We start from the raw sequence: 24000 nt of genomic DNA on the forward strand, positions 1-24000 counted from the left end.
CCGTGCGCAGCGCGTACGCAAATGGTTGCAGTGGGCCCGTACGGGCGCCCGCGGCGCGGACAATGGGCACACCAGAGTAGCAGGGAGAACGCGCGGCATGGACCTGAGGGTGTTCCTCGTCGAGGACTTGCAGCGCATGCGCGGCCTCCTGGGCGAATTGTTCGACTCCATGGGCGGATTGACCGTGGTGGCGAATGCCGGCACCGAGGCCGAAGCGAAGCTGTGGCTGGACGAACATCCCGGCGGCTGGGACGTCGCGGTCATCGACCTGGTGCTCGAGCAAGGCGCGGGCATGAACGTGATCCGACGCTGCAAGGCCGATCCGGGCGGCGGCCGCGTCGTCGTGTTCAGCAGCTATGCGACGCCGGGCGTGCGGCAGCATTGCCTGGACCTGGGCGCCGACGCGGTGTTCGACAAGAGCGACACCGGCGGCTTCATCCAGTGGGTGCAGGACCTGGAGAATCGCGAGAACTCCGGTCCCTGACCACACCAATGTCGGGTCGCGTCCGACACACATCTCCGTGCTTTCCGACACCGTTCTGCTGCTCGTCTCCTAGTATTCGGTCATGAGTATGAGCAGTTCAGGGGCCGCAACGGACGACGCGGACACCGGTACGTGGGCGACCGAATCCCTGCCGATGAGCGTGCGCAAGGAGTTGCTGGAACGCGAACTGAGCAAGCTGGGCTTCCGCAAGGCGGCCGCCCAGGCCGCTTCGCCTTCGCACGAAGGCGCCGGCTCGCAGCAGCAGGCCGAGACCGCATCCACGCATCCGCGCGCGGACGTTATCGGCTCCGGGCACGGCGAGTGAGCCTGTCGCCGCGGGCAGCGGGTGCGCCATCCGCCGCTGCTTAGAATCCCCCGATGATCCCCATCCAAGTCGCGGGCCGCGCGCTGGCCGGCGGGCGCTTGCCTGCCGTGTGCGCGCCGCTGGTGGGCCGCACGCGCGCGGCGCTGGCGGCCGAAATCGCCGTCGTCGCCGCCAAGCGTCCTGACCTGCTGGAGTGGCGGGTCGACTTCTTCGAGGCGATCGCCGACCCGCGCGAAGTGCTGGCCGCCGCGGCGGACCTGCGCGCGGCCAGCGGCGACATCCCGATCCTCTTCACCCGCCGTTGCGAACGCGAAGGCGGCCAGCCGATCGCACTGGCCGAGGCCGGCGTGCCGGCCCTGTACGAGGCCGTCGCTGGCAGCGGCTGCGTCGACCTGCTCGATTTCGAGATGGGCAACGATGCCGCGCACGTGGCGCAGGTGCGCGCCCTCGCGCGGCGGCACGGGCTGCCGCTGGTGCTGTCGTTCCACGATTTCCAGCGCACGCCCGGCGAGGCCGAACTGCGCGAACGCTTTGCGCAGGCGCAGCGGCTCGAGGCCGACATCGCCAAGGTCGCCGTGATGCCGCAATCGACGGAGGACGTGCACCGGCTGCTCGGCGCCACGCTGGAAGCCAGCCGCTCGCTGGCGATCCCGGTGATCAGCATGGCGATGGGCGGGCTGGGCGCCGTCACGCGCCTGTGCGGCGGCGTGTTCGGATCGGCCCTGACCTTCGCGGTGGGCGCCGCGCCTTCGGCGCCGGGCCAGATCGCGATCGAGGAAGTGCGCGCCGCCCTGGCGACGCTGCAGCGGGCTACTTCAGCCTGAAGAACTGCGCCAGCGCTTCGCGGTACTGCGCCTGGCCCACGGCCATGGTGCTGTGGTGCGAGCCGCCTTCCACCAGCAGGAAGCGCTTGCGGCCGGTGGCGGCCTCGTAGAGGCGCCGGCCCAGCGAGGCGTCGATCAGCGCGTCGTTCGCACCGTGCACCACCAGCAGCGGCGAGTGCACCTCGGCGACCTTGTGCAGCGAGTCGAAGCGCTGCGTGATCAGCGGTCCGATCGGCAGCCAGCCCCACTTCATCGTGCTCGCCACGTCGGGAATGGAAGTGAAGGTGCCTTCCACGATCACGCCCTGTTCGTCCTCCACGTGGGCCGCGAGGTCGATCGCGATCGCGCCCCCGAGTGAATGGCCGAACACGTAGCGGGGGCGCTGCGGGTAGTGGACGCCCAGCCAGTCCCAGGCGGCGCGGGCGTCTTCGTAGGCGGTGGCTTCCGACGGCAGTTCGCTGGTGGACTTGCCGAAGCCGCGGTAGTCGATCGCCAGCACGTTGAAGCCGAGTTCCTGCATGCGGCGGATGCGCGGCGCCGAGCCGTTGACGTTCCAGCGGGCGCCGTGCAGGTACAGCAGCACGGGCCGGGTTGCCGGCTCGCCTTCGGCGGGCAGCCACAGGCCGTGCAGGCGCGAGGGCTTGCCGGTGACCTTGGAGCCGAACGCGATCCAGACGTCCTCCATACCCTCGGAAGAGGCGGCGCTGCCGCCCCAGGCACGGTCGCTGGGCTGGAAGATCCATTCGCGCTGGCGCTCGTCGAGCGTGGTACAGCCCACGGACAGCAGGGTGGCCGCGACGGCGGCGGCGGCGAAGAGGAGGCGGCGCTGCATGGCTCTACTGCGGATTCGCTGCGGGCGCGGAAGTTCAGCCGTTTGCGCGGCGTTTACCGGCCGCGCAGGAACAGGGCGTCCAGTTCGCGCAGCGTGAGCTGGCGCCAGGTGGGGCGGCCGTGGTTGCACTGGTCGGAGCGCTCCGTGGCCTCCATCTGGCGCAGCAGGGCGTTCATTTCCTCCAGCGTCAGCCTGCGGTTGGCGCGCACAGCGCCGTGGCAGGCCATGGTGGCCAGCAGTTCGTTGCGGGCGCGCTCGACCACGCTGCTGGCGTCGTGCTGCGCGAGTTCCGCCAGCACGCCGCGCGTGAGTTCGACGGCATCGCCCTGGGCCAGGGTGGCGGGGACGGCGCGCACCGCCAGTGTCTTCGGCGTGAAGGGCGTGACCTGCAGGCCCAGGGTCTCCAGCGTGTCCTGGCAGGCTTGCGCCGTTGCCACTTCCGCGGGCGTGGCCGCGAAGGTGGCCGGGATCAGCAGCGGCTGCGAGCGGATCGCCTGCGCGTCCATCTGCGCCTTCAGGCGTTCGTAGACGATGCGTTCGTGCGCCGCGTGCATGTCGACGACGATCAGGCCGTGGGCGTTCTCGGCAAGGATGTAGATGCCGTGGAGCTGGGCGATGGCCTTGCCGAGGGGCCAGTCCGGCGCGGGATCGGGATTCGTAGGCTGGTGGTGACCGAAGGGAACCCCAGCTTCGCTGCGCTCGCCGATCGCTGGGGTTCCTTCGTCACCCCAGCCTACGGGAGCAGCTTCCGGCCTCCCCCAGAGTGCGCCCAGGTCGGTGACCCGCTCCCCTGCCTGCGGCACGAACGCAATCCCCGGCTGCCGCCAGGCCGGCAGGGGCGCCGGTGCGGCCTCGCCGGCGCTCGGCGCCAGTGCCGCTTGCGTGGACACCGCAGCGGCCCGCGGCGCGGACAGCGCCGATTCCATGGCGCGGCGCACCGCCTGGTGCACCTCGCGGCTGTCGCGAAAGCGCACCTCGATCTTGGTCGGATGCACGTTCACGTCGACCCGCGCCGGATCGATCTCCAGGTGCAGCGCATACACCGGCTGGCGCTGGCCGTGCAGCAGGTCCTCGTAGGCGCTGCGCGCGGCGTGGGTGATCACCTTGTCGCGCACGTAGCGCCCGTTCACGTACGCGAACTGCCAGTCGGCGCGCGAGCGGGCCGCATCAGGGATGCCCGCGCGACCGCGCACGCGCAGGGGCCCGGCGGCGAAATCGATCGCCACGCTGTCGGCCAGGAAGTCCTCGCCGAGCACGTCGGCCAGCCGCTGTTCGCGCGTGGCGGCGCGCCACTGCTCGCTCAGCTTGCCCTCGTGCCAGACGGCGAAGCCGACATCGGGGCGCGCCAGCGCGTGCCGCCGCACGGCCTCCAGGCAGTGGGCGAATTCGGTGGCATCGCTCTTGAGGAACTTGCGGCGCGCCGGCGTGCTGAAGAACAGCTCCTTGACTTCCACCGTGGTGCCGGTGGCCCGGGCAGCCGGCCGCAGCTCGCCGCTGGACGCATCGAGCAGGAAGGCGCTGGCCTGGCCGGCGGTGCGCGACAGCAGGTGCAGCTCGGACACCGAGGCGATCGCCGCCAGCGCTTCGCCGCGGAACCCCATGGTGGCGACCGACTCCAGGTCCGACAGCGATCCGATCTTGCTGGTGGCGTGGCGCCTGAGCGCGAGCGGCAGCTCCTCGCGGGCGATGCCGCAGCCGTCGTCCTCGATGGAAATCAGGCGCACGCCGCCGGCCAGCAGGCGCACCGTGACCTGGGTGGCGCCGGCGTCCAGCGCGTTGTCCACCAGCTCGCGCACGACCGAGGCGGGACGCTCCACCACCTCGCCGGCGGCGATCTGGCTGACCAGCTCGTCGGGCAGCTCGCGGATCGGCCGGCGCGGGGCGGGGGAGAGGACGGCGCTCATCGCCGCGATTCTAGGGTGCGCTGCCCGGCGATAATCGCGCCCCATGGACCTGGTGATGCTGCTGGTCGACTTCATCCTGCATGTCGACCGCTACCTCGAGAATTTCGTGACGAATTACGGCGCCTGGGTCTATGCCCTGTTGTTCCTCGTCATCTTCGTGGAAACGGGCGTGGTCGTCATGCCCTTCCTGCCCGGCGACTCGCTGCTGTTCGTGGTCGGCGCCCTGTGCGGGCTCGGGCTCATGAACTATCCGCTGTCGGTGGCGCTGCTCACGGCGGCGGCGGTGCTGGGCAACCAGAGCAACTACACCATCGGCCGCCATTTCGGCCCGCGCGTGTTCCAGTGGGAGGACTCGCGCTTCTTCAACCGCCGCGCCTTCGAGCAGGCCCATGCCTTCTACGAGAAGTACGGCGGCATCACCATCGTGCTGGCGCGCTTCATGCCGTTCCTGCGCACCTTCGCGCCCTTCGTGGCCGGCGTGGCGCAGATGACGCGCCGCAAGTTCAGCCTCTACGACGTCAGCGGCGGCACCCTGTGGGTCGGCGGCATCGTCACCGCGGGCTACTTCTTCGGCAGCATCCCGTGGGTCAAGGAGAACCTGGACAAGATCATCTGGACGATGATCCTGCTGCCGGGGGTGATCGTGCTGGCCGGCGCCTGGAAGGCCAGGCGCAAGGCGCCGGTCGCCGGCGCGTGAGAAGCTGTGAACGAATTGCTCGCACCCGCGTGAGGCCGCCATGAACCTCCTTGTGCTCTCAGGGCCGCGCCCAGCGGCTTCACCCTTCGGGCCGGGGCGCCTCGGGGCGCATGCCGTCGTTGCGCCCCTTGCCCAGGCGGCCAGCCTGGGCTGCGGGTCGCGCCTAGGCCTGCGCCCCGATGCACCCCGTCGCGGGCACGATCAATTCATTCACAGCTTCTGAGACGACGAGGGCGCTGACACAATGCGCCCATGAACCTCCCGGCCCCGGCTTTCGAAGTCCTGCCGCGCGACCTGTCCGCCTACCGGGCGGGCAACACCGGCATTCCCTACGTGCACCGCTTCGCCTCCGGGCGGCCCGGCCCGCACGTGCTGGTCAACGCCCTGACGCACGGCAACGAGCTGTGCGGCATGGTCGCGGCGAGCCACCTGCTCGATCAGGGCGTCCGCCCGCGCATCGGCACGCTCACGGTCAGCTTCGCCAACGTGGCGGCCTACGAATCCTTCGACATCGAACGGCCGTTCGACAGCCGCCAGCTGGTGCACAACCTGAACCGGGTGTGGTCGTCGCCACAGCTGGAAGGCGACGACGACAGCCCCGAGCTGCGCCGCGCACGCGAGTTGCGCCCGGTGGTGGCCGCGGCCGATCACATCCTGGACCTGCATTCGACCTCGCAGGACGTGGAGCCCTTCTGGGTCTATCCCGCGTTCGCCCGCAATGCCGAAGTGGCGCTCGCCATCGGCCGGCCGGCGGTCCACCTCGTGATGCCGCGCGGGCTCGGATCGGGCACGCCGGTGATCGAGCACGGCCGGCACGGCGACGCTGCTTCCGATGCCGGCGCGGCGCTGGTCGCCGAATGCGGCCAGCACTTCCGGCAGGCTTCCGCCGATGCGGCGGTGGCGGTGACGCTGGACTTCCTGGCGCATTTCGGCCTGATCGCGCCCCGCCCGCGCGCCGAGCGGCCGCCGCAGCGCCGCTTCGAGCTGCTGCAGACCTACGTGATCCGCAGCCCGGAGTTCCGCTTCGCGCGGCCGGTGATCGGCTTCGAGACCTTTGCCGGCGGCGAACGGGTGGCCACCGACGGCGCCGAGGAACTGCGCGCGCCCGAGGACTGCACCATCCTCATGCCGGCGCGCGAGCCGATCCCCGGGCGCGAGGGCTTCTACCTGGCCCGGCGGCTCGCGGCGTGACGCCGGCCTCTCATTCCTGCAGGAGACACCAGCCATGAACGCCCCCGAATCCCTTTCGCGCTGGGCCGGCACGGGCTCCAGCCGCGTGCCTTTCTGGGCCTACACCGACCCGCAGCTGTTCCAGCAGGAGCTGCAGAAGATCTTCTACGGCCCGCACTGGTGCTACATCGGCCTCGAAGTGGAGATCCCGAACGTCGGCGACTACCGCCTGAGCTGCGTCGGCGAGCGGCAGGTGATCATGGTGCGCGACCGCGTGGCGCCGAAGGACCGCGGGACGGACCCCGGCATCCGGGTCGTGGAAAACCGCTGCGCCCACCGCGGCGTGCGCTTCTGCCAGCAGCCGCAGGGCAACGCGCGCAGCTTCGTCTGCCCCTACCACCAGTGGACGTACAAGCTCAATGGCGAGCTCGCGGGCCTGCCGTTCAAGGACGGCGTGCCCGCCACCGATGCGAGCGGCAACGCCTGCGTGCACGGAGGCATGCCGGCGGATTTCGACCTGAAGCAGCATGGCCTCACGAAGCTGCGCGTGGCGGTGCTGCACGGCCTCGTGTTCGCCACCTTCAGCGAGGAGGCCGAGCCGCTGGCGGACTATCTCGGACCGGACATCCTGCCCTGGCTGGACCGCATCTTCGCCGGCCGCAAGCTCACGCTCCTGGGCTACAACCGCCAGCGCATCCCGGGCAACTGGAAGCTGATGATGGAGAACATCAAGGACCCGTACCACCCGGGCCTGCTGCACACCTGGTTCGTCACCTTCGGGCTGTGGCGCGCCGACCAGAAGAGCCGCATGGTGATGGACGCCCACGGCCGCCACGCGGTGATGATCTCGCGCCGCAACGAGGGCGGCGAGAACAAGGCCGTGACGCAGGGCGTGACCAGCTTCAAGGCCGACATGGCGCTGAACGACACGCGCATCCTCGACGTCGTGCCGGAGCCCTGGTGGAAGGTGCCCGACCCGGCCAACCCCGGCAGCGAGATCATGCCCAGCGTCACGATGATCACGCTGTTCCCCAGCCTGATCATCCAGCAGCAGGTCAATTCGCTCTCCACCCGCCACATCCAGCCGCGCGGGGAGGGCAGCTTCGATTTCGTCTGGACGCACTTCGGCTTCGCCGACGACAGCGAGGAGATGACGCGCCGCCGGCTGCGCCAGGCCAACCTGTTCGGCCCGGCCGGCTTCGTGAGCGCCGACGACGGCGAGGTGATCGCGTTCAGCCAGGACGGCTTCGCGCAATGGGGCGAGGACGGCCACACCCTGTGCGAACTCGGAGGCACCGGCACGCAAGGCACCGAGCACATGGTGACGGAGACGCTGATCCGCAGCATGTACGCCTATTGGCGCAAGGTGATGGCGGTATGAACGAGCGCCTGCTGCTGCAACTGGAGATCGACCAGCTCAATGCCGCCTATGCCGCGGCGCTGGACGAACGCCGCTTCGACGACTGGCCCGGGTTCTTCCTGGCCGACGGCCGGTACAAGGTGCAGGCGCGCGAGAACTTCGACCGCCAGCTGCCGCTCGCGCTGATCGCGATGGAGAGCCAGGGGATGATGAAGGACCGGGTCTACGGGATCACGCAGACCATCTACCACGGGCCCTACTACACGCGGCATGTCGTGAGCCCCGCGCAGGTGCTGGGGGAAGGGGAGGACGGGCGCATCCGCGCCCAGGCCCACTACGCCGTGTTCCGCACCCGGCCGGGCGATGCCAGCGAGGTCTACAACGTGGGCCGCTACATCGACGAGATCGAACGCACGCCGGCCGGCCTGAAACTGGCCAGCCGGCTGTGCGTCTACGACAGCGAGATGGTGCTCAACTCGCTGATCTATCCGATCTAGGCTTAGCGGTTCAGCGCGTGGCCGGGCTTCGTCAGCTCGTGGCCGGCCAGGGCGCCCGCGCCGGCGCCGAGGATGGTCGCGCCGGTGCCGCCGACGGCGTTACCGAGCACGCCGCCGACCACGGCACCGCCCACGGTACCGACGGTCTGGCGATCCATGGTGGCGCAGCCACCCAGACCCAGCAGGGAAACAGCCAGCACGGCCGCGGAGATGAATTTCGTCTTCATGGGACACCTTCCAAATCGTTTGTTTCGTTCCACCGCTCGGAGGGGCGGCAACCTGTGCAAGGGAACTGTAGGCACAGGGGCTTTGCGGAACTGTAGGAACCTTCCACCGCGTCTTGTCGTCGCCTGCGAAGCCCGCTTGCAGGAGACCGGGGCGTCCCTGAGGTACCGGGCGCGCCCATGAAAAACGGGGTCGCGCAGGACCCCGTTTTCCTGGTGTCGGCGCCACTGGCGCCGCTCGTGCGAACTCAGCGCTTGGCCGCCTGGTTGCCCAGGAAGGCGCCGGCGCCGGCACCGAGGATGGTGGCGCCCGTGCCACCGACGGCGCTGCCCACCAGGCCGCCCACGACGGCACCACCCACCGTACCGACGGTGGTGCGGTCCATCGTGGCGCAGCCACCGAGGCCCATGAGCGAGACAGCCAGGACGGCCGTGGAAATGATCTTGGTCTTCATGCGATCCCCTTGGATTCGATTCTTTGCAACCGCTGGAGGCGCGGCAACCTGGTGAAGAGGAATGTAGATAGCCGGACCGCCGCGGGTTGTAGGAACGCCGCGAAGGGGAATGTCGTCTGTGCGCAGGGATCGATGAGGGGCCGCACAGGCGCGACCGCATCGCAACGGAATGTTTCGGGCAGGGAAAGCGCTGGGGTTCGCGCTGGCGCGGCTCACCGCCAGCCTACAGGCCGGCGGCGGAAGTCACATCGGGCGGCTGCGGGCCAGGGGCGGATTGCGCGAGAAATAGCGCTCGATGCCGCGGACCACGGCGGTGGCGAGCTGCTCCTGGTAGGCGGTGCTGCGCAGCTTCTGCTCTTCCTCGGGATTGCTGATGAAGGCCGTCTCCACCAGCACGCTGGGGATGTCGGGCGCCTTCAGCACCGCGAAGCCGGCCTGTTCGACCTGGCCCTTGTGCAGTCGCCCGACGCTGCCGATCTCTCCCAGCAGTTCGTGACCGAGCTTCATGCTGTCCTTGATCTGCGCGGTGGTGCTCATGTCCAGCAGCGCGCGCGTGACGTGCACGTCGTGCGTCTTGATGTTCACGCCGCCGATCAGGTCGGCCTTGTTCTCGCGGTCGGCCATCCAGCGTGCCGCGGTGCTGGAAGCGCCGCTCTGGCTCAGGGCGAACACGCTGGCGCCGCGCGCCGTCGGGGTCATGAAGGCATCGGCATGGATGCTCACGAACAGGTCGGCCTGCACGCGCCGCGCCTTGTCCACGCGCACGTGCAGCGGCACGAAGAAATCGGCGTCGCGCGTCATGAAGGCGCGCATCGGATTGCCGTTGATCGTCATCGCGTTGAGGCGTTCGCGCAGCCGGTGCCCGATCTCCAGCACGACGTCCTTCTCGCGGGTGCCGTTCGGGCCGATCGCGCCGGGGTCCTCGCCGCCGTGGCCGGGGTCGAGCGCCACGATGATCAGGCGATCGGTCTTGGCCAGCGCCAGGGCCGGCCGCGCGACTTCCGACGCGGGGATCGCCAGGCGGCCGGGCCGCTGCACCCGCTGCGCGATCAGCTCTCCCAGCGGGTCGGCCGGTTCCGGCGCGGCGGCCGCCGCGAGGGGCTGCGAGGCCTTCTCCTTCAGCCGCTCGGCGATCAGCGCTTCCAGCGGGTCCACCGGCTTGGGCGGATAGAAGTCCACCACCAGCCGGTGCCGGTACGCGGCCACCGGCTGCAGCTGGAACACCTGCGGCAGGGCCGGCTGCTTGAGGTCGACCTGCAGGCGCACCACGCCGGCCGCATGCTGCAGCACGCGGATGCCGGCGATGTACGGATCGTCGGCCTTCACCTTGGCGACCAACTCGCGCAGCGTGGCATCGAGCGTGAGGCCCTGGATGTCGAGCGACAGGCGTTCGGGCGCGATCGCCGTGGTGCTGGCGAGCAGGGTGTCGGATTCGATCGTCAGGCGCGTGTATTCGGGCGCCGGCCACAGGCGCACGGCCAGCACGCCGGCGCCGCGCGCGATCTGGTGGGCGCCGAGCGCCAGCACCACGCTGCCCTGCAGGAGGCGTCGGCGCTGCATCATGACAGCAGCTCCGCGCCGCGGCGCGTGTTGGCGCGCAGGATGACGCGCCGCTGCGCCTCGTCGTCGGCCAGCGCCAGGTGGATGTCGAGATCCGCCAGCGGCAGCAGCGCGCCGGCCTTCTCCGGCCATTCGGCCAGCTTCAGGCCCGGGCCGGAGAAGATGTCGCGCAGGCCCGCGTCCTCCCACTCGCGCGGGTCATCGAAGCGGTAGAAGTCGAAGTGCCAGGCGGCGTGCGCCGGCAGTTCGTACGGTTCGACCACCGCATAGGTCGGGGACTTGATGCGGCCCTGCGCGCCCAGCGCGCGCAGCAGGTGGCGCACCAGGGTGGTCTTGCCGGCGCCCAGGTCCCCGTGCAGCGCGATGAAGGCATCGGCGATGGCGGGGTGCGCCGCCAGGCGCTCGGCGAAGGCGCGCGTGTCTTCCTCGCCGGCCCAGAGCAAGGGTCGGGAGGTGCTTCCTACAATCGGCGGGTGCTGGTCGACCGTGTTCAATTCGATGCTCATGTCCTGCTCGCCCGGATACGGCAGTGGGCGCGCGAGCTCGGATTCTCCCAAATCGGAGTGGCCGGTGTGGACCTTTCCGCCGCCGAACCCGGCTTGCTCGCCTGGCTGGCCAACGGATTCCACGGCGAAATGGCCTACATGGAAACCCACGGCGTGCGGCGCGCGCGCCCCGCGGAACTCGTTCCGGGCACCGTCAGCGTGATTACCGCACGCATGGATTACCTCGCCGCCACACCCGAAGGCTGGCAGGCGATCGAATTCGACCGATTGCAAAGATCGCGTGAAGGCGTCGTCTCGCTGTACGCAAGGGGCCGCGATTACCACAAGGTGCTGCGTTCACGGCTGCAGAAACTCTCGGAGCGCATCGCGGCGGAGATCGGACCCTTCGGCCACCGCGTCTTCACCGATTCGGCGCCGGTGCTGGAAGTGGAACTGGCCGCCCGCAGCGGACAGGGCTGGCGCGGTCGCCACACGCTGGTGCTGAACCGCGAAGGCGGCTCGATGTTCTTCCTGGGCGAGGTCTATGTCGACCTGGCGCTGCCCGCCACGGAGGCGGTGGCGGACCACTGCGGCACCTGCAGCGCGTGCATGGACGTCTGCCCGACGGGTGCGATCGTCGGCCCCTACCGGCTCGATGCGCGCCGGTGCATCTCGTATCTCACCATCGAGCACGCGGGTGCGATTCCGCCCGAACTGCGTCCGCTGATCGGCAACCGCATCTACGGTTGCGACGACTGCCAGCTGGCGTGCCCGTGGAACAAGTTCGCCCAGCCCGCCGTGCTGCCGGACTTCGCGCCGCGCGCGGGCCTGGTCGGCCAGCCGCTGGCGGCGCTGTTCGCCTGGACCGAAGAGGAGTTCCTGCGCCACACCGAAGGCAGCCCGATCCGCCGCATCGGCCACGAGCGCTGGCTGCGCAACATCGCCGTGGCCATGGGCAATGCGCTGCGCGCAGCCGACGATCCGCAGATCCGCGCTGCCCTGCAGGCGCGGGCCGAACATCCCAGCGAAGTGGTGCGCGAGCACGTGGCCTGGGCGCTCGCGCAGGGGGGCGACTAGTCGCGCGGGCAGTTGCCGTCGTCGAGGTTGGACTCGATGCCGCGCAGCTGCCGCTGGTACATCCGGATCGTCTCGGGCCGGCCGCCGGCACTCAGGCGCGCCTCGATGGCGGTGCGCTGCTCGCGCAGGTTGGGGCAGGCGAGGCTGGGCGGCCCCTTGCGCACGCGCGGCGGCGGGGCCGGGAGGGGCACGGACGCCGCGGCCGCCGCGGACGCTTCCACGGTGGGTGCAGCCGATGCCGGCGGCTGCGCCGCATGGGCGGGTTCCGCCGTCGCCGCACTCGCGGCCCGCTTTGGCGCAGGCACGGCGGCGCTGGCGGCGCGCTCGGCCTCCTTCGCGACGGGCACCTCGCACGGCCGATCCTGGAACACGTTGCCGCACCGGTACAGAGCCGCCGAAGCCGGCGCAGCCGCACACAAGGCCAGGGCGCCGAGCAACACGGGCATGTTGTTCTTTTTCATCCCGCTCTCTCCTAACGATGAGGAGATCGTAAACGGCTCAGCCGCCCCGGCCCAGCACCCCGAGTGCAAAAGGCAGGCTCGCCATGCCCAAAAGCGTGGAGAGTGTCACGAGTCCGGCGACATAGGGGCCGTTGTAGCCCATGCGCGAGGCGAGCACATAGCAGCTCGAGGCGGTCGGCAGGGCGGAAAAGACGAGCAGGACGAGGGTCTGGGCGCCGTCCAGCCGCAAGGCCCACGCGAGCAGCGCTGCCACCAGCGGAAGCAGCAGGTGCCGGATCGCCAGCAGCCCCACGGTCAGCGCCTTTTGCTGCGCGAGGTGGCCCAGCTGCATGCCGGCGCCGGCCGCCATCAGCCCCAGGGGCAGCGAGGCGCCGCCGACGCGGTTCACGCTCGGCTCGAGGAAGGCGGGAACGCGCAGCCCGGCGAAATTGGCCGCCAGCCCGAGTGCGGTGGCGATGATCAGCGGGTTGCGCAGCAGCGCCCGGCCGAAGCCGATGCCGCCATGGCGCGCCATCGGCCACACCGCACCGACGTTGAACAGGGGCACGCACACGCCGATCAGCACGGCGATCAGCAGCAGGCCCCGCGGACCGGCGAGCCGCTCCGACAGCGCCAGCGCGATGAAGGAATTGAAGCGAAAGGCCACTTGCGCCGCCCCCGCGTGCTCGCGCGCGTCGATCAGCCGGGCCAATCCGGGCAGGTGGGGCAGCGCATAGGCCAGGCCGATGCCGCTCACCCCCAGCAGCAGGCCGGCGGCCATCATGCTGGAGGCGCCGCCCAGGTCGAGCGGGCTGCGAACGATCGACTGGAACAGCAGCACCGGAAACAGGAAGTAGTACACGAGGCTTTCCACCTGCTCCCAGACCTTGCGGTTCAGGGCCGTGTAGCGGCACACCAGGTAGCCGCACAGGATCAGCGAGAAGTCGGGCAGCAGGAGCTGGACAAGGTGCACGCGCGCGAGGATAGCCGCAGCGCGGCTCCTTCATTTCCGCCGTGTGAACGCAAGCTTGCGGCTGGCTGAGGGCTGCCGAGCTTGCCCCTGGCCGGCCCCGGCAGGGGGCGCATCTGCACTTACGATGGTCCCTTCGGCAAATCGCAAGGAGACTGGAATGAAACGACGTGTCTGGATCGCCGCCGCGGCCACCCTGCTTGGCGCAGCGGCCGCTCCGGCGCTCGCGCAGGGCTATCCGAACAAGGTGGTGAAGCTGACGGTGCCGTTCGCACCGGGCGGCACCACCGACATCATCGGCCGCGTCATCGCCGATCCGCTGGGCCGCGTGCTGGGCCAGCCCGTGATCGTGGAAAACAAGGCGGGCGCCGGCGGCGTCGTGGGCGCCACCGACACGGCCCGCCAGGCGCCGGACGGCTACACGCTGGGCATCGCCACCGTCTCCACCACGGCGGCCAACCCGGCGATCAACCCGAAGATCCCGTACAACCCGCTGACGGACTTCACGCCGATCATCAACATCGCGGCCACGCCCAACATCATCGCAGTCAACCCGAGCTTCCCGGCGAAGGACTACAAGACCTTCATCGAGGTGATCAAGAAGAACCCGGGCAAGTACTCCTATGCCTCCTCGGGCACGGGCGGCATCGGCCACCTGCAGATGGAGCTGTACAAGAGCCTGTCGGGTGCGTTCGTCACGCACATCCCCTACCGCGGCGCCGGTCCGGCCCTGAACGACGTGGTGGCCGGCCAGGTCCCGATCATGTTCGACAACCTGCCGTCGGCGCTGCCCTTCATCAAGGAAGGCCGGCTGGTGCCCATCGTGGTGGCCGCGCCGCAGCGCCTGAAGGAACTGCCGAACGTGCCCACCTTCAAGGAAGTGGGCCTGGAGCCGGTGAACCGCCTGGCCTACTATGGCATCGTCGGCCCCAAGGGCCTGCCCAAGGAAGTGGTGACCAAGATCCACGACGCCACGAAGAAGGCGCTGGAGGATCCCGCGGTGCGCAAGCGCATCGAGGACACCGGCTCGATCGTCATCGGCAACACCCCGGAGCAGTTCGGCGAGCAGATCAAGAACGAGTACGCGGTGTACAGGAAGGTGGTGGAAGGCGCGAAGCTGAAGCTGGACTGATTCCCGTCATCCCCGCCTGCGCGGGGATGACGTCACGTCATGTCCGAAGCCATCGACACCTTCATCGACGCCCTCTGGCTCGAGGAGGGCCTGTCGCGCAACACGCTGGCGGCGTACCGGCGCGACCTCGCGCTGTACGAGCAATGGCTCGCGGCCGAGCGCGGTCGCCGCCTTCCCGCGACCGAGGAACACGACCTCCAGGGCTACTTCGCCGCCCGCGCCCGCGGCAAGGCCACTTCGGCCAACCGCCGGCTGACCGTCTTCAAGCGCTACTTCCGCTGGGCGCTGCGCGAGCGCCTGATCGCCGTCGATCCCACCCTGCGCCTGCAGTCCGCCCGGCAGCCGCTGCGGGTGCCCAAGACCCTGACCGAAGCGCAGGTCGAGGCGCTGCTGGCGGCGCCCGACGTCGACATCCCGCTCGGACTGCGCGACCGCACGATGCTGGAGCTGATGTACGCCAGCGGCCTGCGCGTGAGCGAACTGGTCGGCCTCAAGACCTTCCATCTCGGCATGAACGAGGGCGTGCTGCGCGTGCTGGGCAAGGGCAACAAGGAGCGGCTGGTGCCCTTCGGGGAAGTGGCGCGCGACTGGATCGTGCGCTACCTGGCCGAGGCACGCGCCGCGATCCTGGCCGGCCAGCAGACCGAGGACCTGTTCGTCACCGCGCGCGGCCATGGCATGACGCGCGCCATGTTCTGGGTGATCGTGAAGAAGCACGCGGCGGGCGCGGGGATCACCGCGCCGCTGTCGCCGCACACCCTGCGGCATGCCTTCGCCACCCACCTCCTGAACCACGGCGCCGACCTGCGCGCCGTGCAGATGCTGCTCGGGCACGCGGACATCTCGACCACCACGATCTACACTCATGTGGCCCGCGAACGGTTGAAGGTGCTGCACGCGCAGCACCACCCCCGCGGCTGAGAGCGAGAGCCAAGGGAGCCACGGCATGTCGCATCCATCGCGCCGCGCCCTGCTGGCCGCTGCCGCGGCGGCCCTGGCGCTGCCCGTGCGCGCGCAGCAGTGGCCGGGCCGGCCGGTGCGGCTGATCGTGCCTTACCCCACCGGCGGCATCAGCGACCTGATCGCCCGCGCCATGGCCGAACGCATGGCGGCCGCCATCGGGCAGCCGGTGGTCGTCGAGAACCGTGCGGGCGCGAGCGGCACGATCGGCATGGAGGCGCTCGCCAAGGCGGCGCCCGACGGCCAGACGCTGGCCTTTTCCGCCATCAGCCCGCTGGTGCTGAGCCCCGTGCTCGGCAAGGTCTCCTACGATCCGACGCGCGACTTCACGCCCGTGGCCAGCGTGATGGTCTCGCCGGTGCTGTTGCTCGCCACCCAGGCGATCACGGTGCGCGACTTCAAGGAGTTCCTGCAGCGGGCCCGCGACTGGCCCGACACGATCCGCTGGGCGACCTCGGGGCTCGGCTCGCTGGGGCACCTGATGCTCGAGGAAATCCAGGCCACGGCCAAGGTGCGCTTCGTGCACATCCCCTACAAGGGCGGCAGCCAGCAGATCAACGATGCCTTGGGTGCGCAGTTCGAGGTGCTGTCGGCGAACGCGGCGCCGGCGCTGGTCGACTCCATCCGCTCGGGCCGGCTGCGGCCGCTGGCGGTCGGCGCGCCGCGCCGGCTGGACAGCCTGCCGCAGGTGCCCACGCTGGCCGAGCTGGGCTTTCCGCACGCCAACTTCGCCTCGCACTTTGGCATCTTCGCGCCGGGCAACCTGCCGCTGCGCTTGCTGGACCGCATCAACAGCGAAGTGAACGCGGCACTGGAAGACCCGGCGGTGCGGGCCCGCATGCTGGTGGCCGAGAACGTGCCCACCGGCGGAACGGCGCGGGACTTCGCACACCAGATCGCGGCCGAGGCGGACAGCACGCTGGCCATCGTGCGTTCGGTGGGCATCCGGGCCGAGTGAGCGCTGATCCCACGGCTGCGCGGAAGAGCGTCGCGCCGGCGCCGGAACGCGCGGGCGGGACGTGGCGTCTATGCAGGCAGACCCGGTTTTCCGGACCAAACGGTCCGGCTGGGCGCCTAGGAGAAGCCACACCATGATCCGAACGATGCGTCCCCTCGCACTGGCCGCGCTGGCCGCTTTCGCCCTCTCCGCCCAGGCCCAGGGCGGGCCCACCGACCCGCAGATCGCCCATATCGTGGTGACCGCGAACCAGATCGACATCGACGCGGGCAAGCTGGCCAAGAGCAAGTCGAAGAACAAGGAAGTCGACAAGTTCGCCCAGCAGATGATCACGGACCACGGCGCCGTCAACAAGCAGGCGGTGGCGCTGGCCAAGAAGCTCAAGGTCAAGCCCGAGGACAACGACACCAGCAAGAGCCTGATGAAGGGCGCGCACGAGGAAACGGCCAAGCTGAAGAAGCTCAAGGGCAAGGAATTCGACAAGGAGTACGTCGACCACGAGGTGGCCTACCACCAGGCGGTGCTCGACGCGATCGACAAGACCCTGGTCCCTTCGGCCAAGAACGCCGAACTCAAGGGCCTGATCGAGAAGGTGCGCCCCGCGATCCAGGCCCACCTGGACCACGCCAAGCACCTGCAGGCCGACTTGGGGAAGTGAAATGACTGGAGCGCGCAAGCTGCTGCTCGTCGCCGGCCTGGCCGCAGCCTGCGCGCTGCCCGGGTTGTGCGCCGCCGCCACGCACACGGTGAAGATCGAGGGCATGAAGTACCTTCCCGAGACGATCACGGTCCAGCGCGGCGACAAGATCGTCTGGCAGAACAAGGACATGGTGCCGCACACGGTGACCGCCAAGGGATCGTTCGACTCCGGCAACATTGACGGCGGCAAGAGCTGGAGCCATGCCATGAAGAAGGCCGGGCGTTTCGACTACGTCTGCACCTTCCATCCTGGCATGAAGGCCGTGGTCGTGGTGGAATGACAGGCATGAACCTCAAGACCGAAGCCGTCCGCCAGGAGCTGGACGACGTCACGCTGGCGCAGCGGGTGCAGGCGGGCAGTGCAGGGGCTTTCGAGCTGCTGATGCGCCGCTACAACCAGCGCCTGTACCGCCTCGCGCGCTCGATGCTGCGCGATGCGGCCGACGCCGAGGACGCGGTGCAGGACGCCTACCTTGCCGCCTACCAGGCCATGGGCACGTTCCGCGGCGAGGCGAGCCTGGCGACCTGGCTGTCGCGCGTGGTGGTGAACCAGTGCCTGGCCCGCATGCGCCGGCAGGCGCGCCGCGACAACATCATCCCCATGGTTTCCATGGGCGGCCCGGACGAACAGGAGGCCCCGGTCATGCCTGCCGACGAGAAGGACACGCCGGACCGCGCCCTCCTGCGGGCGGAACTGCGGGCGGTGCTGGAGCGCAAGCTCGACGAACTGCCCGAAAGCTTCCGCACCGTGTTCGTGCTGCGCTCGGTCGAGGAACTGAGCGTGGAAGAAACGGCGCAGACGCTCAACCTGCCCGAAGCCACGGTGCGCAGCCGGCACTTCCGCGCCCGCAGCATGCTGCGCGAGTCCCTGGCGCAGGACATCGACATCGCCGAACGCGACGTGTTCTCCTTCGACGGCGAACGCTGCGACCGCATCGTGGCAAGCGTGCTGGGCAAGGTCGCCGCCAAGCCCTGACGCTCTTGCTCCCTCCCCCGCCGGGGGAGGGCCGGGGTGGGGGCGCTCCGGTGCACATTCGCGGCGCACCCTTGCGCTCCATGCGCTGCGGCGGTGCGAAATCTCCCCGCCTCCCGCACCAATCCCGCCCTGAACGCCCCTTTCCCTCTGGCACACCCCTTGCGTTGACTCCTGCATCCCGCGCGGTGCACGACGCAGTGCGCCGCGGCTGCACAACGGCGTGCATCCCTGGTCCGGTTCGCAGCGCGTCCGGGCCGCCCGCGATCCCGCATCAGGAGTCAACGTCCGTGGCCTACCTCGTCCCTTCCGAATTCGTCACCAAGATGGTCGACGCCGGAGAGTCCAAGATCTTCATGTCGACGCGCGACACGCTCGTGCGTTCCACCATGGCCGGCGCCATCCTGGCGCTGGCCGCCTGGTTCTCCATCACCATCAACGTGCAGACCGGGCAGCCGCTGGCCGGCGCCATCCTGTTCCCGGTCGGCTTCTGCATCCTCTACCTGCTCGGTTTCGACCTGCTCACCGGCGTGTTCGTGCTGGCGCCGCTGGCCCTGATCGACAAGCGCCCCGGCGTCACCTGGCGCGGCGTGCTGCGCAACTGGGGGCTGGTCTTCACCGGCAACTTCGCCGGCGCCTTCACGGTGGCGGGGATGATGGCGATCATCACCACCTTCGCCTTCTCGACCGAGCCGAACGCCGTCGGCAAGGCGATCGGCGTGATCGGCGAAACCCGCACCCTGGGCTACGCGCACTATGGCGCCGCCGGCATGCTGACGCTGTTCGTGCGCGGCATGCTGTGCAACTGGATGGTTTCCACCGGCGTGGTCGGCGCGATGATCTCCACCACGGTCGGCGGCAAGGTGATCGCGATGTGGATGCCGGTCATGCTGTTCTTCTACATGACCTTCGAGCACTCGATCGTCAACATGTTCCTGTTCCCCTCGGGCCTGCTGCTCGGTGCGAAGTTCTCCCTCATGGACTACCTGGTCTGGAACGAGATCCCCACCGTGCTGGGCAACCTGGTCGGCGGGCTGTCGTTCACGGGGCTCACGCTGTATGCGACGCACCTGAAGACGGCGCCGAAGCGGGCGCTGGCGTGAGGCGTGGAGGCGTTTCGTAGGCTGGCGGTGAGCGCCGAAGGCCGAACCCCAGCGCTTGCGCGCAGCACTGGGGTTCCGGCGCTGGCGCGCGTCACCGCCAGCCTACGGGTCGCCGTCGGCGCGTACTCGGACCAGGGCCCCAAGCCCTCCAACCAGGACGCCCACGGCCTGCACATCCCCCGCGAGCCGCAACGCGCGTCCAAGGGCGTCGCGCTCGCGATCGCCGACGGCATCAGCAGCAGCGACTGCGCCGCGCAGGCCAGCCAGGCCGCGATCCGCGGCTTCCTCGGCGACTACTACTGCACCTCCGAAGCCTGGTCGGTGAAGAAATCCGTGGAGCGCGTGCTGGCCGCCACCAACGCCTGGCTGTTCGCCCACACCCAGGCCGGGCAGGGGCGCTACGACCGCGACCGCGGCTGGGTCTGCACCTTCAGCGCGCTGGTGATCAAGTCGCGCACGGCGCACCTGTTCCACGTCGGCGACGCCCGCATCTGGCAGGTGCAGGGTCGGGCGCTGGAGCAGCTCACGACCGATCACCGCATCGCCGCCGGCGGCGGCCGGAGCTACCTGGGGCGGGCGCTGGGCATCGCCCCGCACCTGGAGATCGACTACCGCAGCCTGCCGCTGCAGGAGGGCGACACCTTCCTGCTCACGACCGACGGCGTCCACGAAGCCCTGGCGCCGCAGGCGATGCTGGCGGCCCTCGACCGCCACGGTGCCGACCTCGATGCCGCGGCGCGCGACATCGCGCAGGAGGCCCTGCGCCAGGGCAGCCGCGACAACGTGACGGTGCAGATCCTGCGCGTGCAGCAGTTGCCGGCGCCGCAGGTCAGCGAGCTGCAGCGGCTGGCCGGCGAACTGCCCCTGCCGCCCTTGCCCGAGCCGCGCGGCGTGTTCGACGGCTGGCGCATGCTGCGCGAACTGCACGCCAGCAGCCGCAGCCACCTGTGGCTGGCGCAGGACCTCGGGACCGGCGCGCGGGCGGTGCTGAAGCTGCCGTCGCTGGACCTGCGGGGCGATCCGGCGACCATCGAGCGCCTGCTGCTGGAGGAGTGGGTGGCGCGCCGCGTGGCCAGCGCGCACGTGCTCCAGGCCGCCGACGTGCCGCGGCCGCGCGGCTTCGCCTACGTGGCGATGGAATACGTGCAAGGCGCGACGCTGCGCCAATGGATGCTCGACCACCCGCGGCCCGCGCTCGAGACTGTGCGCGACATCGTCGACCAGCTCGCGCGCGGCCTGCGGGCGCTGCACCGGATGGAGATGGTGCACCAGGACCTGCGGCCGGAGAACATCATGATCGACGCCGCCGGCACCGTGCGCATCATCGACTTCGGCGCCGTGCAGGTGGCCGGCCTCGCGGAGACCGCGGAGGCGCCTGCGCACCGGCTCGGCACGCCGCAGTACACGGCGCCCGAAGCCCTCCTCGGCGCCCCAGGTTCGCCGCGCAGCGACCTGTTCGCGCTGGCCGTGATCGCCTACGAGCTGCTCTCCGGCCGCTTGCCCTATGGCGCGCAACTGGCGCAATGCCGCACCCTCCCGCAGCAGAAGCGCCTGCGGCTGCCCTCCTTGCGCGCCTCGCGCCCGGAGCTGGCGCACTGGGTCGACGATGCGATCGCCCGCGCGCTGCAGCTCGAGCCGCAGCGCCGCCACGAAGACGTGGCGGAGTTCGCGTACGCGCTCCGCCGGCCCGATCCGGGGCTGCGGCCGCGGCGCGCCCGGCCGCTGATCGAACGCGACCCGGTGGTGTTCTGGAAGGGGCTTGCGCTGCTGCTGGCGCTCGCCTGCGTTGCGCTGCTGGCGGTCCGGGCGTCGGGTTCGTAGGCTGGCGGTGAGCCGCGCAGCGCGAACCCCAGCGATCGAAGCGCTGGGGTTCGGCGCTTCGCGCGCTCACCGCCAGCCTACTTCGGCGCCGCTGCGGCGCGCCCGCTCGGCCGCGATGATGCCTTCGATGTCGCCGGCGCCCAGCCCCTGCGAGCCCAGGGCGTGCGACGTGAGCAGCAGTCCTGCTTCCAGCATCTCGGGCACGACGCGGGTCGCGCCGGCCGCTTCCAGCTCGCGCGCATGCGCCTCGTCGTGCGAGCGGGCGAAGATCTTCAGGTGCGGCGCCTGTTCGCGGGCGGCCTGCACCACGCGCCGGGCCGCGGAAGGCGAGTCCATGGTCACGACCAGGCTGGCCGCCTCGTCCAGCTTCAGCTTGCGCAGCAGCTCGATGCGCGCGGCGTTGCCGTAGTACACGGGGAAGCCCTGTTCGCGCAGCCGCGCCGCCCGGTCGCCGTCGTGTTCCACCGCGATGAAGGGCACCGCCTGCGCGGCCAGCACCTCGCCGAGCATGCGGCCGACGCGGCCGAAGCCGATCACGACCACGTGGCCGGTGGCGCGCGGCAGCACGCTTTCCTGCCCCTCGTGCTGGTGCTGCAGGGATTCGGCGTCGATCCAGCGCCCCACCCGGTGCCCCAGGCGCGCCGCCAGTGGCGTCACCAGCAGGCTCAGGCTGACGACCAGGAACATGAACTGCCCGATCGACTGCGTCAGGGTGCCGGCGGCCATGGCCGTCCCGATCACGATGAAGGCGAATTCGCCGCCCTGTCCGAGCAGCAGGCCGGCCTCGATGGCCTGGCCCCGCTTCAGCCCGGCGACCTTCAGCACGGAGGCGGCGACCACGGCCTTGAGCGCGAGCAGGCCCACCACCGAGGCCGTGAGCCACAACGGCTCGCGCAGCACTTCGCGCGGATCGATCTCCATGCCCACCGACATGAAGAACAGGCCCATCAGGAGGCCCTTGAAGGGTTCGACGGTGATCTCGACCTCGTGCCGGTATTCGGTCTCGGCCAGCAACAGGCCGGCCAGGAAGGCGCCCATGGCCATCGACAGGCCGGCCGCGGCCGTTGCCCCGCCGATGCTCAGGACCACCAGCAGGCACAGGGCGGTGAACACCTCGGGCTGGTGCCGCCGCGCGAAGGTGCGAAACAGCGGCCGGACCAGGCGCGGGCCGAGCGCCAGGACCAGCACCACCACCAGCAGTGCGGCGAGCACCTGGAAGCCCAGCTTCTGGAACAGGCCGCTGCCGGATTCCCTGCCCACCAATTCGACCACGATCAGGATCGGCACCACCGCCACGTCCTGGAACATCAGGACCGAGAAGCTCGCCTGTCCCACCGGCGTCGCGAGCGCGCGCGACTCCACCAGCAGCTGCATCACCACCGCGGTGGACGACAGCGACAGCACGAGTCCCAGCACCAGCGCCACGCTGGCCTTGTTGCCGAACATCCAGGCCAGCGCGGCGATCAGGAAGCCGCTCAGGAGCACCTGGGCGGAGCCGGCCCCGAACACCCATCGGCGCAGCTCCCACACGCGCGGGATCGACAGCTCCAGCCCGATCAGGAACATGAGGAAGATCACGCCCAGGTCCGCCAGGGCGTGCACGCCCTCCTGGCTGGGAAAGGTGAGGACGGACAGGACGGGGAACTGCGCCACCAGGCTGCCGCTGCCATAGGGCCCGGCGATCACGCCGACCACCAGGAAGCCGATCACCTGGTTGATGCGGAAGCGTTGCAGCAGGGGGATCAGGATGCCGACCAGCGCCAGGAACAGCAGGGTCTCGCGGAGAAAGGGCAGGGAGGCGGCGTGGTCCATCAGGGGTGCGGTGCGCGGACGCGCGGGGCGGCCGGGCATGCCGGCTTCGTCCGAAGCTTCATTCTAGAAACGCGCCCGGGCAGGCGCACTGAGCTGGATCAGGCAAGCGGCGCGGCGGCGATCGCGGCCGCGACTTCGCGTGCCTGCTGCCCGATGCTGCGCAGCAGCCCGCCCGGCTGGCGCAGGTCGAAGCCGACGAAATAGAGGCCGGCCAGCGCGCCGGTGCCGATCACGTCGCGCGGCAGCTCGCGTTCGTCCAGCGGCACGTGCACGCCGGCCAGCAGCTTGTGCACGTCCGGCCGGTACCCGGTGGCGAGGATCACGCTGTCGAAGGCTTCGCTGCGGCCGTCGGTGAAGCGCACGCCGTCGGCCGTGAAGGACTCCAGGCCCGGGCGCACCGCGATGCGCCGTTGCCGGATCAGGCGCAGCGTGCCGACGTCGATCACCGGCGTGCGGCCTTCCTCCATCAGCTGCTGCAGCGGCGAAGCCCTGGGCGTGCGCAGGCCGTAGGGCCGCAGGTCGCCGATCGTCCAGTCGCGGAACTTGCCGGCGATCGCGAAGGCGATGGGCCTGGGCAGCCGTGCCAGCAGCATCGCCGTCACCTGCGTCGGGCGACCGAGCACGTCGCGCAGCACCATGTTCACCGGCGAGCGCACCGCCAGCGTCACGTCGGTGCCGGCCTGCGCCAGGTCCAGCGCGATCTCGGCGCCCGTGTTGCCCATGCCGACCACCAGCACGCGCTGGCCGCCATAAGGGGAGGGTTCGGCGTAGCTGCGGCTGTGGATCACCCGGCCGCCGTACTGCGACTGGCCCGGATACGCCGGCTCGTGCGGCCGGTTGTTGGCCCCGGTGGCGAGCACCACGGCCTGCGACAGCACCTGCAGGCCGCTGCGGCAGGCCGTGCGCCAGCGGCCATCGACGCGCGTGATCGCCACGGCCTCCTCGCCGAAGCGCGGCTCGATGCGGAAATGCGAAGCGTAGTCGGCCAGGTAGTCCACCACCTGCTCGCGCGCGACGTAGCGCGGGTAGTGCGCGGGAAAGCCGCGTCGCGGCAGGCCGGAGTGCTCCTTGACGGTGTGCAGGTGCAGGCGCCGGTAGTGGCCGCGCCAGGACTGGCCGACGGCCTCGCCGCGCTCGATCACCTCGGGCCGGATGCCATGTTCGAGCAGGCTCGCGGTGGTGGCCAGCCCCGCGGGGCCGGCGCCGATCACGAGCACGGGAGTGGCGACGGGCTGCAT

26 protein-coding genes are annotated in these 24000 nt (G+C 70.2%); 16 read left to right on the top strand and 10 right to left on the bottom strand.

Annotation, left to right across the window (positions count from 1 at the left end; genetic code table 11):
- The first annotated feature begins 97 nt into the window (after nucleotides 1-97).
- The 3 genes from JI746_RS04855 to aroD all read left to right on the top strand — a co-directional run bounded on the left by JI746_RS04855 (nucleotide 98) and on the right by aroD (nucleotide 1633).
- Nucleotides 98-484: a response regulator gene (locus tag JI746_RS04855; protein WP_201687660.1), complete on the top strand. Its 387-nt coding sequence runs from the start codon at nucleotides 98-100 to the stop codon at nucleotides 482-484.
- Nucleotides 485-638: 154 nt separating this feature from the next.
- Nucleotides 639-809 carry a hypothetical protein gene (locus tag JI746_RS04860; protein WP_201687661.1) on the top strand — a complete coding sequence of 57 codons (171 nt, stop codon included), beginning with the start codon at nucleotides 639-641 and terminating at the stop codon, nucleotides 807-809.
- Nucleotides 810-862: 53 nt separating this feature from the next.
- A complete protein-coding gene (gene aroD, locus JI746_RS04865) occupies nucleotides 863-1633 on the top strand; it encodes a type I 3-dehydroquinate dehydratase (protein WP_201687662.1) in 771 nt (256 codons plus the stop codon).
- Here the strand turns inward: aroD and JI746_RS04870 are convergent.
- Both JI746_RS04870 and mutL read right to left on the bottom strand, forming a co-directional pair.
- Nucleotides 1620-2465 carry an alpha/beta hydrolase gene (locus JI746_RS04870; protein WP_201687663.1) on the bottom strand — a complete coding sequence of 282 codons (846 nt, stop codon included), beginning with the start codon at nucleotides 2463-2465 and terminating at the stop codon, nucleotides 1620-1622. The two genes, aroD and JI746_RS04870, sit on opposite strands and share 14 nt — an antisense overlap.
- 53 nt (nucleotides 2466-2518) lie before the next feature.
- Entirely contained in the window at nucleotides 2519-4369 is a 1851-nt protein-coding gene (gene mutL, locus JI746_RS04875; RefSeq protein WP_201687664.1) for a DNA mismatch repair endonuclease MutL, read from the bottom strand.
- A gap of 43 nt (nucleotides 4370-4412) precedes the next feature.
- Between mutL and JI746_RS04880 the strand changes: the two genes are divergently transcribed.
- The 4 genes from JI746_RS04880 (at nucleotide 4413) to JI746_RS04895 (ending at nucleotide 8093) form a co-directional block, all read left to right on the top strand.
- Nucleotides 4413-5066 (top strand): DedA family protein, encoded by a 654-nt coding sequence (locus JI746_RS04880; protein WP_201687665.1) that lies wholly within the window; start codon nucleotides 4413-4415, stop codon nucleotides 5064-5066.
- 252 nt (nucleotides 5067-5318) lie between these two features.
- Nucleotides 5319-6257, top strand: a complete 939-nt coding sequence (locus JI746_RS04885; RefSeq protein WP_201687666.1) for a M14 family metallopeptidase — start codon at nucleotides 5319-5321, stop codon at nucleotides 6255-6257.
- A 34-nt stretch (nucleotides 6258-6291) separates the two neighbouring features.
- Nucleotides 6292-7617, top strand: coding sequence for an aromatic ring-hydroxylating dioxygenase subunit alpha (locus JI746_RS04890; protein ID WP_201687667.1), 1326 nt, complete (start codon nucleotides 6292-6294; stop codon nucleotides 7615-7617).
- The gene (locus tag JI746_RS04895) at nucleotides 7614-8093 is read left to right on the top strand and encodes an aromatic-ring-hydroxylating dioxygenase subunit beta (RefSeq protein WP_201687668.1); all 480 of its coding nucleotides are present in this window, start codon (nucleotides 7614-7616) and stop codon (nucleotides 8091-8093) included. The genes JI746_RS04890 and JI746_RS04895 overlap by 4 nt, the downstream gene beginning before the upstream one ends.
- 2 nt (nucleotides 8094-8095) lie before the next feature.
- Here JI746_RS04895 and JI746_RS04900 read toward each other — a convergent pair whose 3' ends face one another.
- The 4 genes from JI746_RS04900 to tsaE form a co-directional block, all read right to left on the bottom strand.
- Nucleotides 8096-8320 carry a glycine zipper 2TM domain-containing protein gene (locus tag JI746_RS04900; RefSeq protein WP_201687669.1) on the bottom strand — a complete coding sequence of 75 codons (225 nt, stop codon included), beginning with the start codon at nucleotides 8318-8320 and terminating at the stop codon, nucleotides 8096-8098.
- Between the two features lie 245 nt (nucleotides 8321-8565).
- Nucleotides 8566-8772 carry a glycine zipper 2TM domain-containing protein gene (locus JI746_RS04905; RefSeq protein WP_201687670.1) on the bottom strand — a complete coding sequence of 69 codons (207 nt, stop codon included), beginning with the start codon at nucleotides 8770-8772 and terminating at the stop codon, nucleotides 8566-8568.
- Between the two features lie 243 nt (nucleotides 8773-9015).
- Complete coding sequence (locus JI746_RS04910; RefSeq protein WP_201687671.1) at nucleotides 9016-10335, bottom strand: N-acetylmuramoyl-L-alanine amidase; 1320 nt, start codon at nucleotides 10333-10335, stop codon at nucleotides 9016-9018.
- The gene (gene tsaE, locus JI746_RS04915; RefSeq protein WP_201687672.1) at nucleotides 10332-10838 is read right to left on the bottom strand and encodes a tRNA (adenosine(37)-N6)-threonylcarbamoyltransferase complex ATPase subunit type 1 TsaE; all 507 of its coding nucleotides are present in this window, start codon (nucleotides 10836-10838) and stop codon (nucleotides 10332-10334) included. Before tsaE ends, JI746_RS04910 begins: the two co-directional genes overlap by 4 nt.
- A gap of 15 nt (nucleotides 10839-10853) precedes the next feature.
- On the opposite strand from tsaE, the gene queG reads away from it, so the two are divergent.
- Nucleotides 10854-11894 (top strand): tRNA epoxyqueuosine(34) reductase QueG, encoded by a 1041-nt coding sequence (queG, locus tag JI746_RS04920; protein WP_408004079.1) that lies wholly within the window; start codon nucleotides 10854-10856, stop codon nucleotides 11892-11894.
- On the opposite strand, the gene JI746_RS04925 is transcribed toward queG, so the two are convergent.
- The gene (locus tag JI746_RS04925) at nucleotides 11891-12355 is read right to left on the bottom strand and encodes a hypothetical protein (protein WP_201687673.1); all 465 of its coding nucleotides are present in this window, start codon (nucleotides 12353-12355) and stop codon (nucleotides 11891-11893) included. The two genes, queG and JI746_RS04925, sit on opposite strands and share 4 nt — an antisense overlap.
- A 37-nt stretch (nucleotides 12356-12392) precedes the next feature.
- Entirely contained in the window at nucleotides 12393-13307 is a 915-nt protein-coding gene (locus JI746_RS04930) for an AEC family transporter (protein ID WP_201687674.1), read from the bottom strand.
- Nucleotides 13308-13464: 157 nt separating this feature from the next.
- On the opposite strand from JI746_RS04930, the gene JI746_RS04935 reads away from it, so the two are divergent.
- From JI746_RS04935 to JI746_RS04970, 8 genes are all read left to right on the top strand, one after another.
- Nucleotides 13465-14436 carry a tripartite tricarboxylate transporter substrate binding protein BugE gene (locus JI746_RS04935; RefSeq protein WP_201687675.1) on the top strand — a complete coding sequence of 324 codons (972 nt, stop codon included), beginning with the start codon at nucleotides 13465-13467 and terminating at the stop codon, nucleotides 14434-14436.
- Nucleotides 14437-14475: 39 nt separating this feature from the next.
- Nucleotides 14476-15357, top strand: a complete 882-nt coding sequence (gene xerD / locus JI746_RS04940; protein WP_201687676.1) for a site-specific tyrosine recombinase XerD — start codon at nucleotides 14476-14478, stop codon at nucleotides 15355-15357.
- A gap of 25 nt (nucleotides 15358-15382) precedes the next feature.
- Complete coding sequence (locus JI746_RS04945; RefSeq protein WP_201687677.1) at nucleotides 15383-16354, top strand: Bug family tripartite tricarboxylate transporter substrate binding protein; 972 nt, start codon at nucleotides 15383-15385, stop codon at nucleotides 16352-16354.
- Nucleotides 16355-16487: 133 nt separating this feature from the next.
- On the top strand, nucleotides 16488-17012 hold the full coding sequence (locus JI746_RS04950) for a DUF4142 domain-containing protein (protein WP_236599561.1): 525 nt from the start codon (nucleotides 16488-16490) through the stop codon (nucleotides 17010-17012).
- 1 nt (nucleotide 17013) lies between these two features.
- On the top strand, nucleotides 17014-17334 hold the full coding sequence (locus JI746_RS04955) for a cupredoxin domain-containing protein (RefSeq protein WP_201687679.1): 321 nt from the start codon (nucleotides 17014-17016) through the stop codon (nucleotides 17332-17334).
- 5 nt (nucleotides 17335-17339) lie between these two features.
- Nucleotides 17340-18029: an RNA polymerase sigma factor gene (locus JI746_RS04960; RefSeq protein ID WP_236599562.1), complete on the top strand. Its 690-nt coding sequence runs from the start codon at nucleotides 17340-17342 to the stop codon at nucleotides 18027-18029.
- A 287-nt stretch (nucleotides 18030-18316) separates the two neighbouring features.
- Nucleotides 18317-19129, top strand: a complete 813-nt coding sequence (locus JI746_RS04965) for a formate/nitrite transporter family protein (RefSeq protein WP_201687681.1) — start codon at nucleotides 18317-18319, stop codon at nucleotides 19127-19129.
- A 27-nt stretch (nucleotides 19130-19156) separates the two neighbouring features.
- The gene (locus JI746_RS04970) at nucleotides 19157-20950 is read left to right on the top strand and encodes a bifunctional protein-serine/threonine kinase/phosphatase (RefSeq protein WP_330892942.1); all 1794 of its coding nucleotides are present in this window, start codon (nucleotides 19157-19159) and stop codon (nucleotides 20948-20950) included.
- Nucleotides 20951-21016: 66 nt separating this feature from the next.
- Here JI746_RS04970 and JI746_RS04975 read toward each other — a convergent pair whose 3' ends face one another.
- Nucleotides 21017-22801 (bottom strand): cation:proton antiporter domain-containing protein, encoded by a 1785-nt coding sequence (locus JI746_RS04975; protein WP_201687682.1) that lies wholly within the window; start codon nucleotides 22799-22801, stop codon nucleotides 21017-21019.
- Between the two features lie 59 nt (nucleotides 22802-22860).
- On the bottom strand, nucleotides 22861-24000 hold the full coding sequence (locus JI746_RS04980) for a flavin-containing monooxygenase (protein WP_201687683.1): 1140 nt from the start codon (nucleotides 23998-24000) through the stop codon (nucleotides 22861-22863).

Origin of the sequence: Ramlibacter alkalitolerans, from assembly GCF_016722765.1 — a bacterium.
In the GTDB taxonomy this organism is placed as follows: domain Bacteria; phylum Pseudomonadota; class Gammaproteobacteria; order Burkholderiales; family Burkholderiaceae_C; genus Ramlibacter; species Ramlibacter alkalitolerans.

Bases quoted from the DNA above. Each gene is read 5' to 3' on its own strand.
- JI746_RS04870 (WP_201687663.1), bottom strand. From the start codon at position 2,465: ATGCAGCGCCGCCTCCTCTTCGCCGCCGCCGCCGTCGCGGCCACCCTG.
- tsaE (WP_201687672.1), bottom strand. From the start codon at position 10,838: ATGAGCATCGAATTGAACACGGTCGACCAGCACCCGCCGATTGTAGGA.
- JI746_RS04890 (WP_201687667.1), top strand. From the start codon at position 6,292: ATGAACGCCCCCGAATCCCTTTCGCGCTGGGCCGGCACGGGCTCCAGC.
- JI746_RS04945 (WP_201687677.1), top strand. From the start codon at position 15,383: ATGTCGCATCCATCGCGCCGCGCCCTGCTGGCCGCTGCCGCGGCGGCC.
- JI746_RS04880 (WP_201687665.1), top strand. From the start codon at position 4,413: ATGGACCTGGTGATGCTGCTGGTCGACTTCATCCTGCATGTCGACCGC.
- JI746_RS04925 (WP_201687673.1), bottom strand. From the start codon at position 12,355: ATGAAAAAGAACAACATGCCCGTGTTGCTCGGCGCCCTGGCCTTGTGT.
- JI746_RS04975 (WP_201687682.1), bottom strand. From the start codon at position 22,801: ATGCCCGGCCGCCCCGCGCGTCCGCGCACCGCACCCCTGATGGACCAC.
- aroD (WP_201687662.1), top strand. From the start codon at position 863: ATGATCCCCATCCAAGTCGCGGGCCGCGCGCTGGCCGGCGGGCGCTTG.
- JI746_RS04900 (WP_201687669.1), bottom strand. From the start codon at position 8,320: ATGAAGACGAAATTCATCTCCGCGGCCGTGCTGGCTGTTTCCCTGCTG.
- JI746_RS04980 (WP_201687683.1), bottom strand. From the start codon at position 24,000: ATGCAGCCCGTCGCCACTCCCGTGCTCGTGATCGGCGCCGGCCCCGCG.
- JI746_RS04895 (WP_201687668.1), top strand. From the start codon at position 7,614: ATGAACGAGCGCCTGCTGCTGCAACTGGAGATCGACCAGCTCAATGCC.
- xerD (WP_201687676.1), top strand. From the start codon at position 14,476: ATGTCCGAAGCCATCGACACCTTCATCGACGCCCTCTGGCTCGAGGAG.
- JI746_RS04855 (WP_201687660.1), top strand. From the start codon at position 98: ATGGACCTGAGGGTGTTCCTCGTCGAGGACTTGCAGCGCATGCGCGGC.
- JI746_RS04885 (WP_201687666.1), top strand. From the start codon at position 5,319: ATGAACCTCCCGGCCCCGGCTTTCGAAGTCCTGCCGCGCGACCTGTCC.
- JI746_RS04955 (WP_201687679.1), top strand. From the start codon at position 17,014: ATGACTGGAGCGCGCAAGCTGCTGCTCGTCGCCGGCCTGGCCGCAGCC.
- JI746_RS04960 (WP_236599562.1), top strand. From the start codon at position 17,340: ATGAACCTCAAGACCGAAGCCGTCCGCCAGGAGCTGGACGACGTCACG.
- JI746_RS04950 (WP_236599561.1), top strand. From the start codon at position 16,488: ATGATCCGAACGATGCGTCCCCTCGCACTGGCCGCGCTGGCCGCTTTC.
- JI746_RS04935 (WP_201687675.1), top strand. From the start codon at position 13,465: ATGAAACGACGTGTCTGGATCGCCGCCGCGGCCACCCTGCTTGGCGCA.
- JI746_RS04860 (WP_201687661.1), top strand. From the start codon at position 639: ATGAGCGTGCGCAAGGAGTTGCTGGAACGCGAACTGAGCAAGCTGGGC.
- JI746_RS04910 (WP_201687671.1), bottom strand. From the start codon at position 10,335: ATGATGCAGCGCCGACGCCTCCTGCAGGGCAGCGTGGTGCTGGCGCTC.
- JI746_RS04905 (WP_201687670.1), bottom strand. From the start codon at position 8,772: ATGAAGACCAAGATCATTTCCACGGCCGTCCTGGCTGTCTCGCTCATG.
- mutL (WP_201687664.1), bottom strand. From the start codon at position 4,369: ATGAGCGCCGTCCTCTCCCCCGCCCCGCGCCGGCCGATCCGCGAGCTG.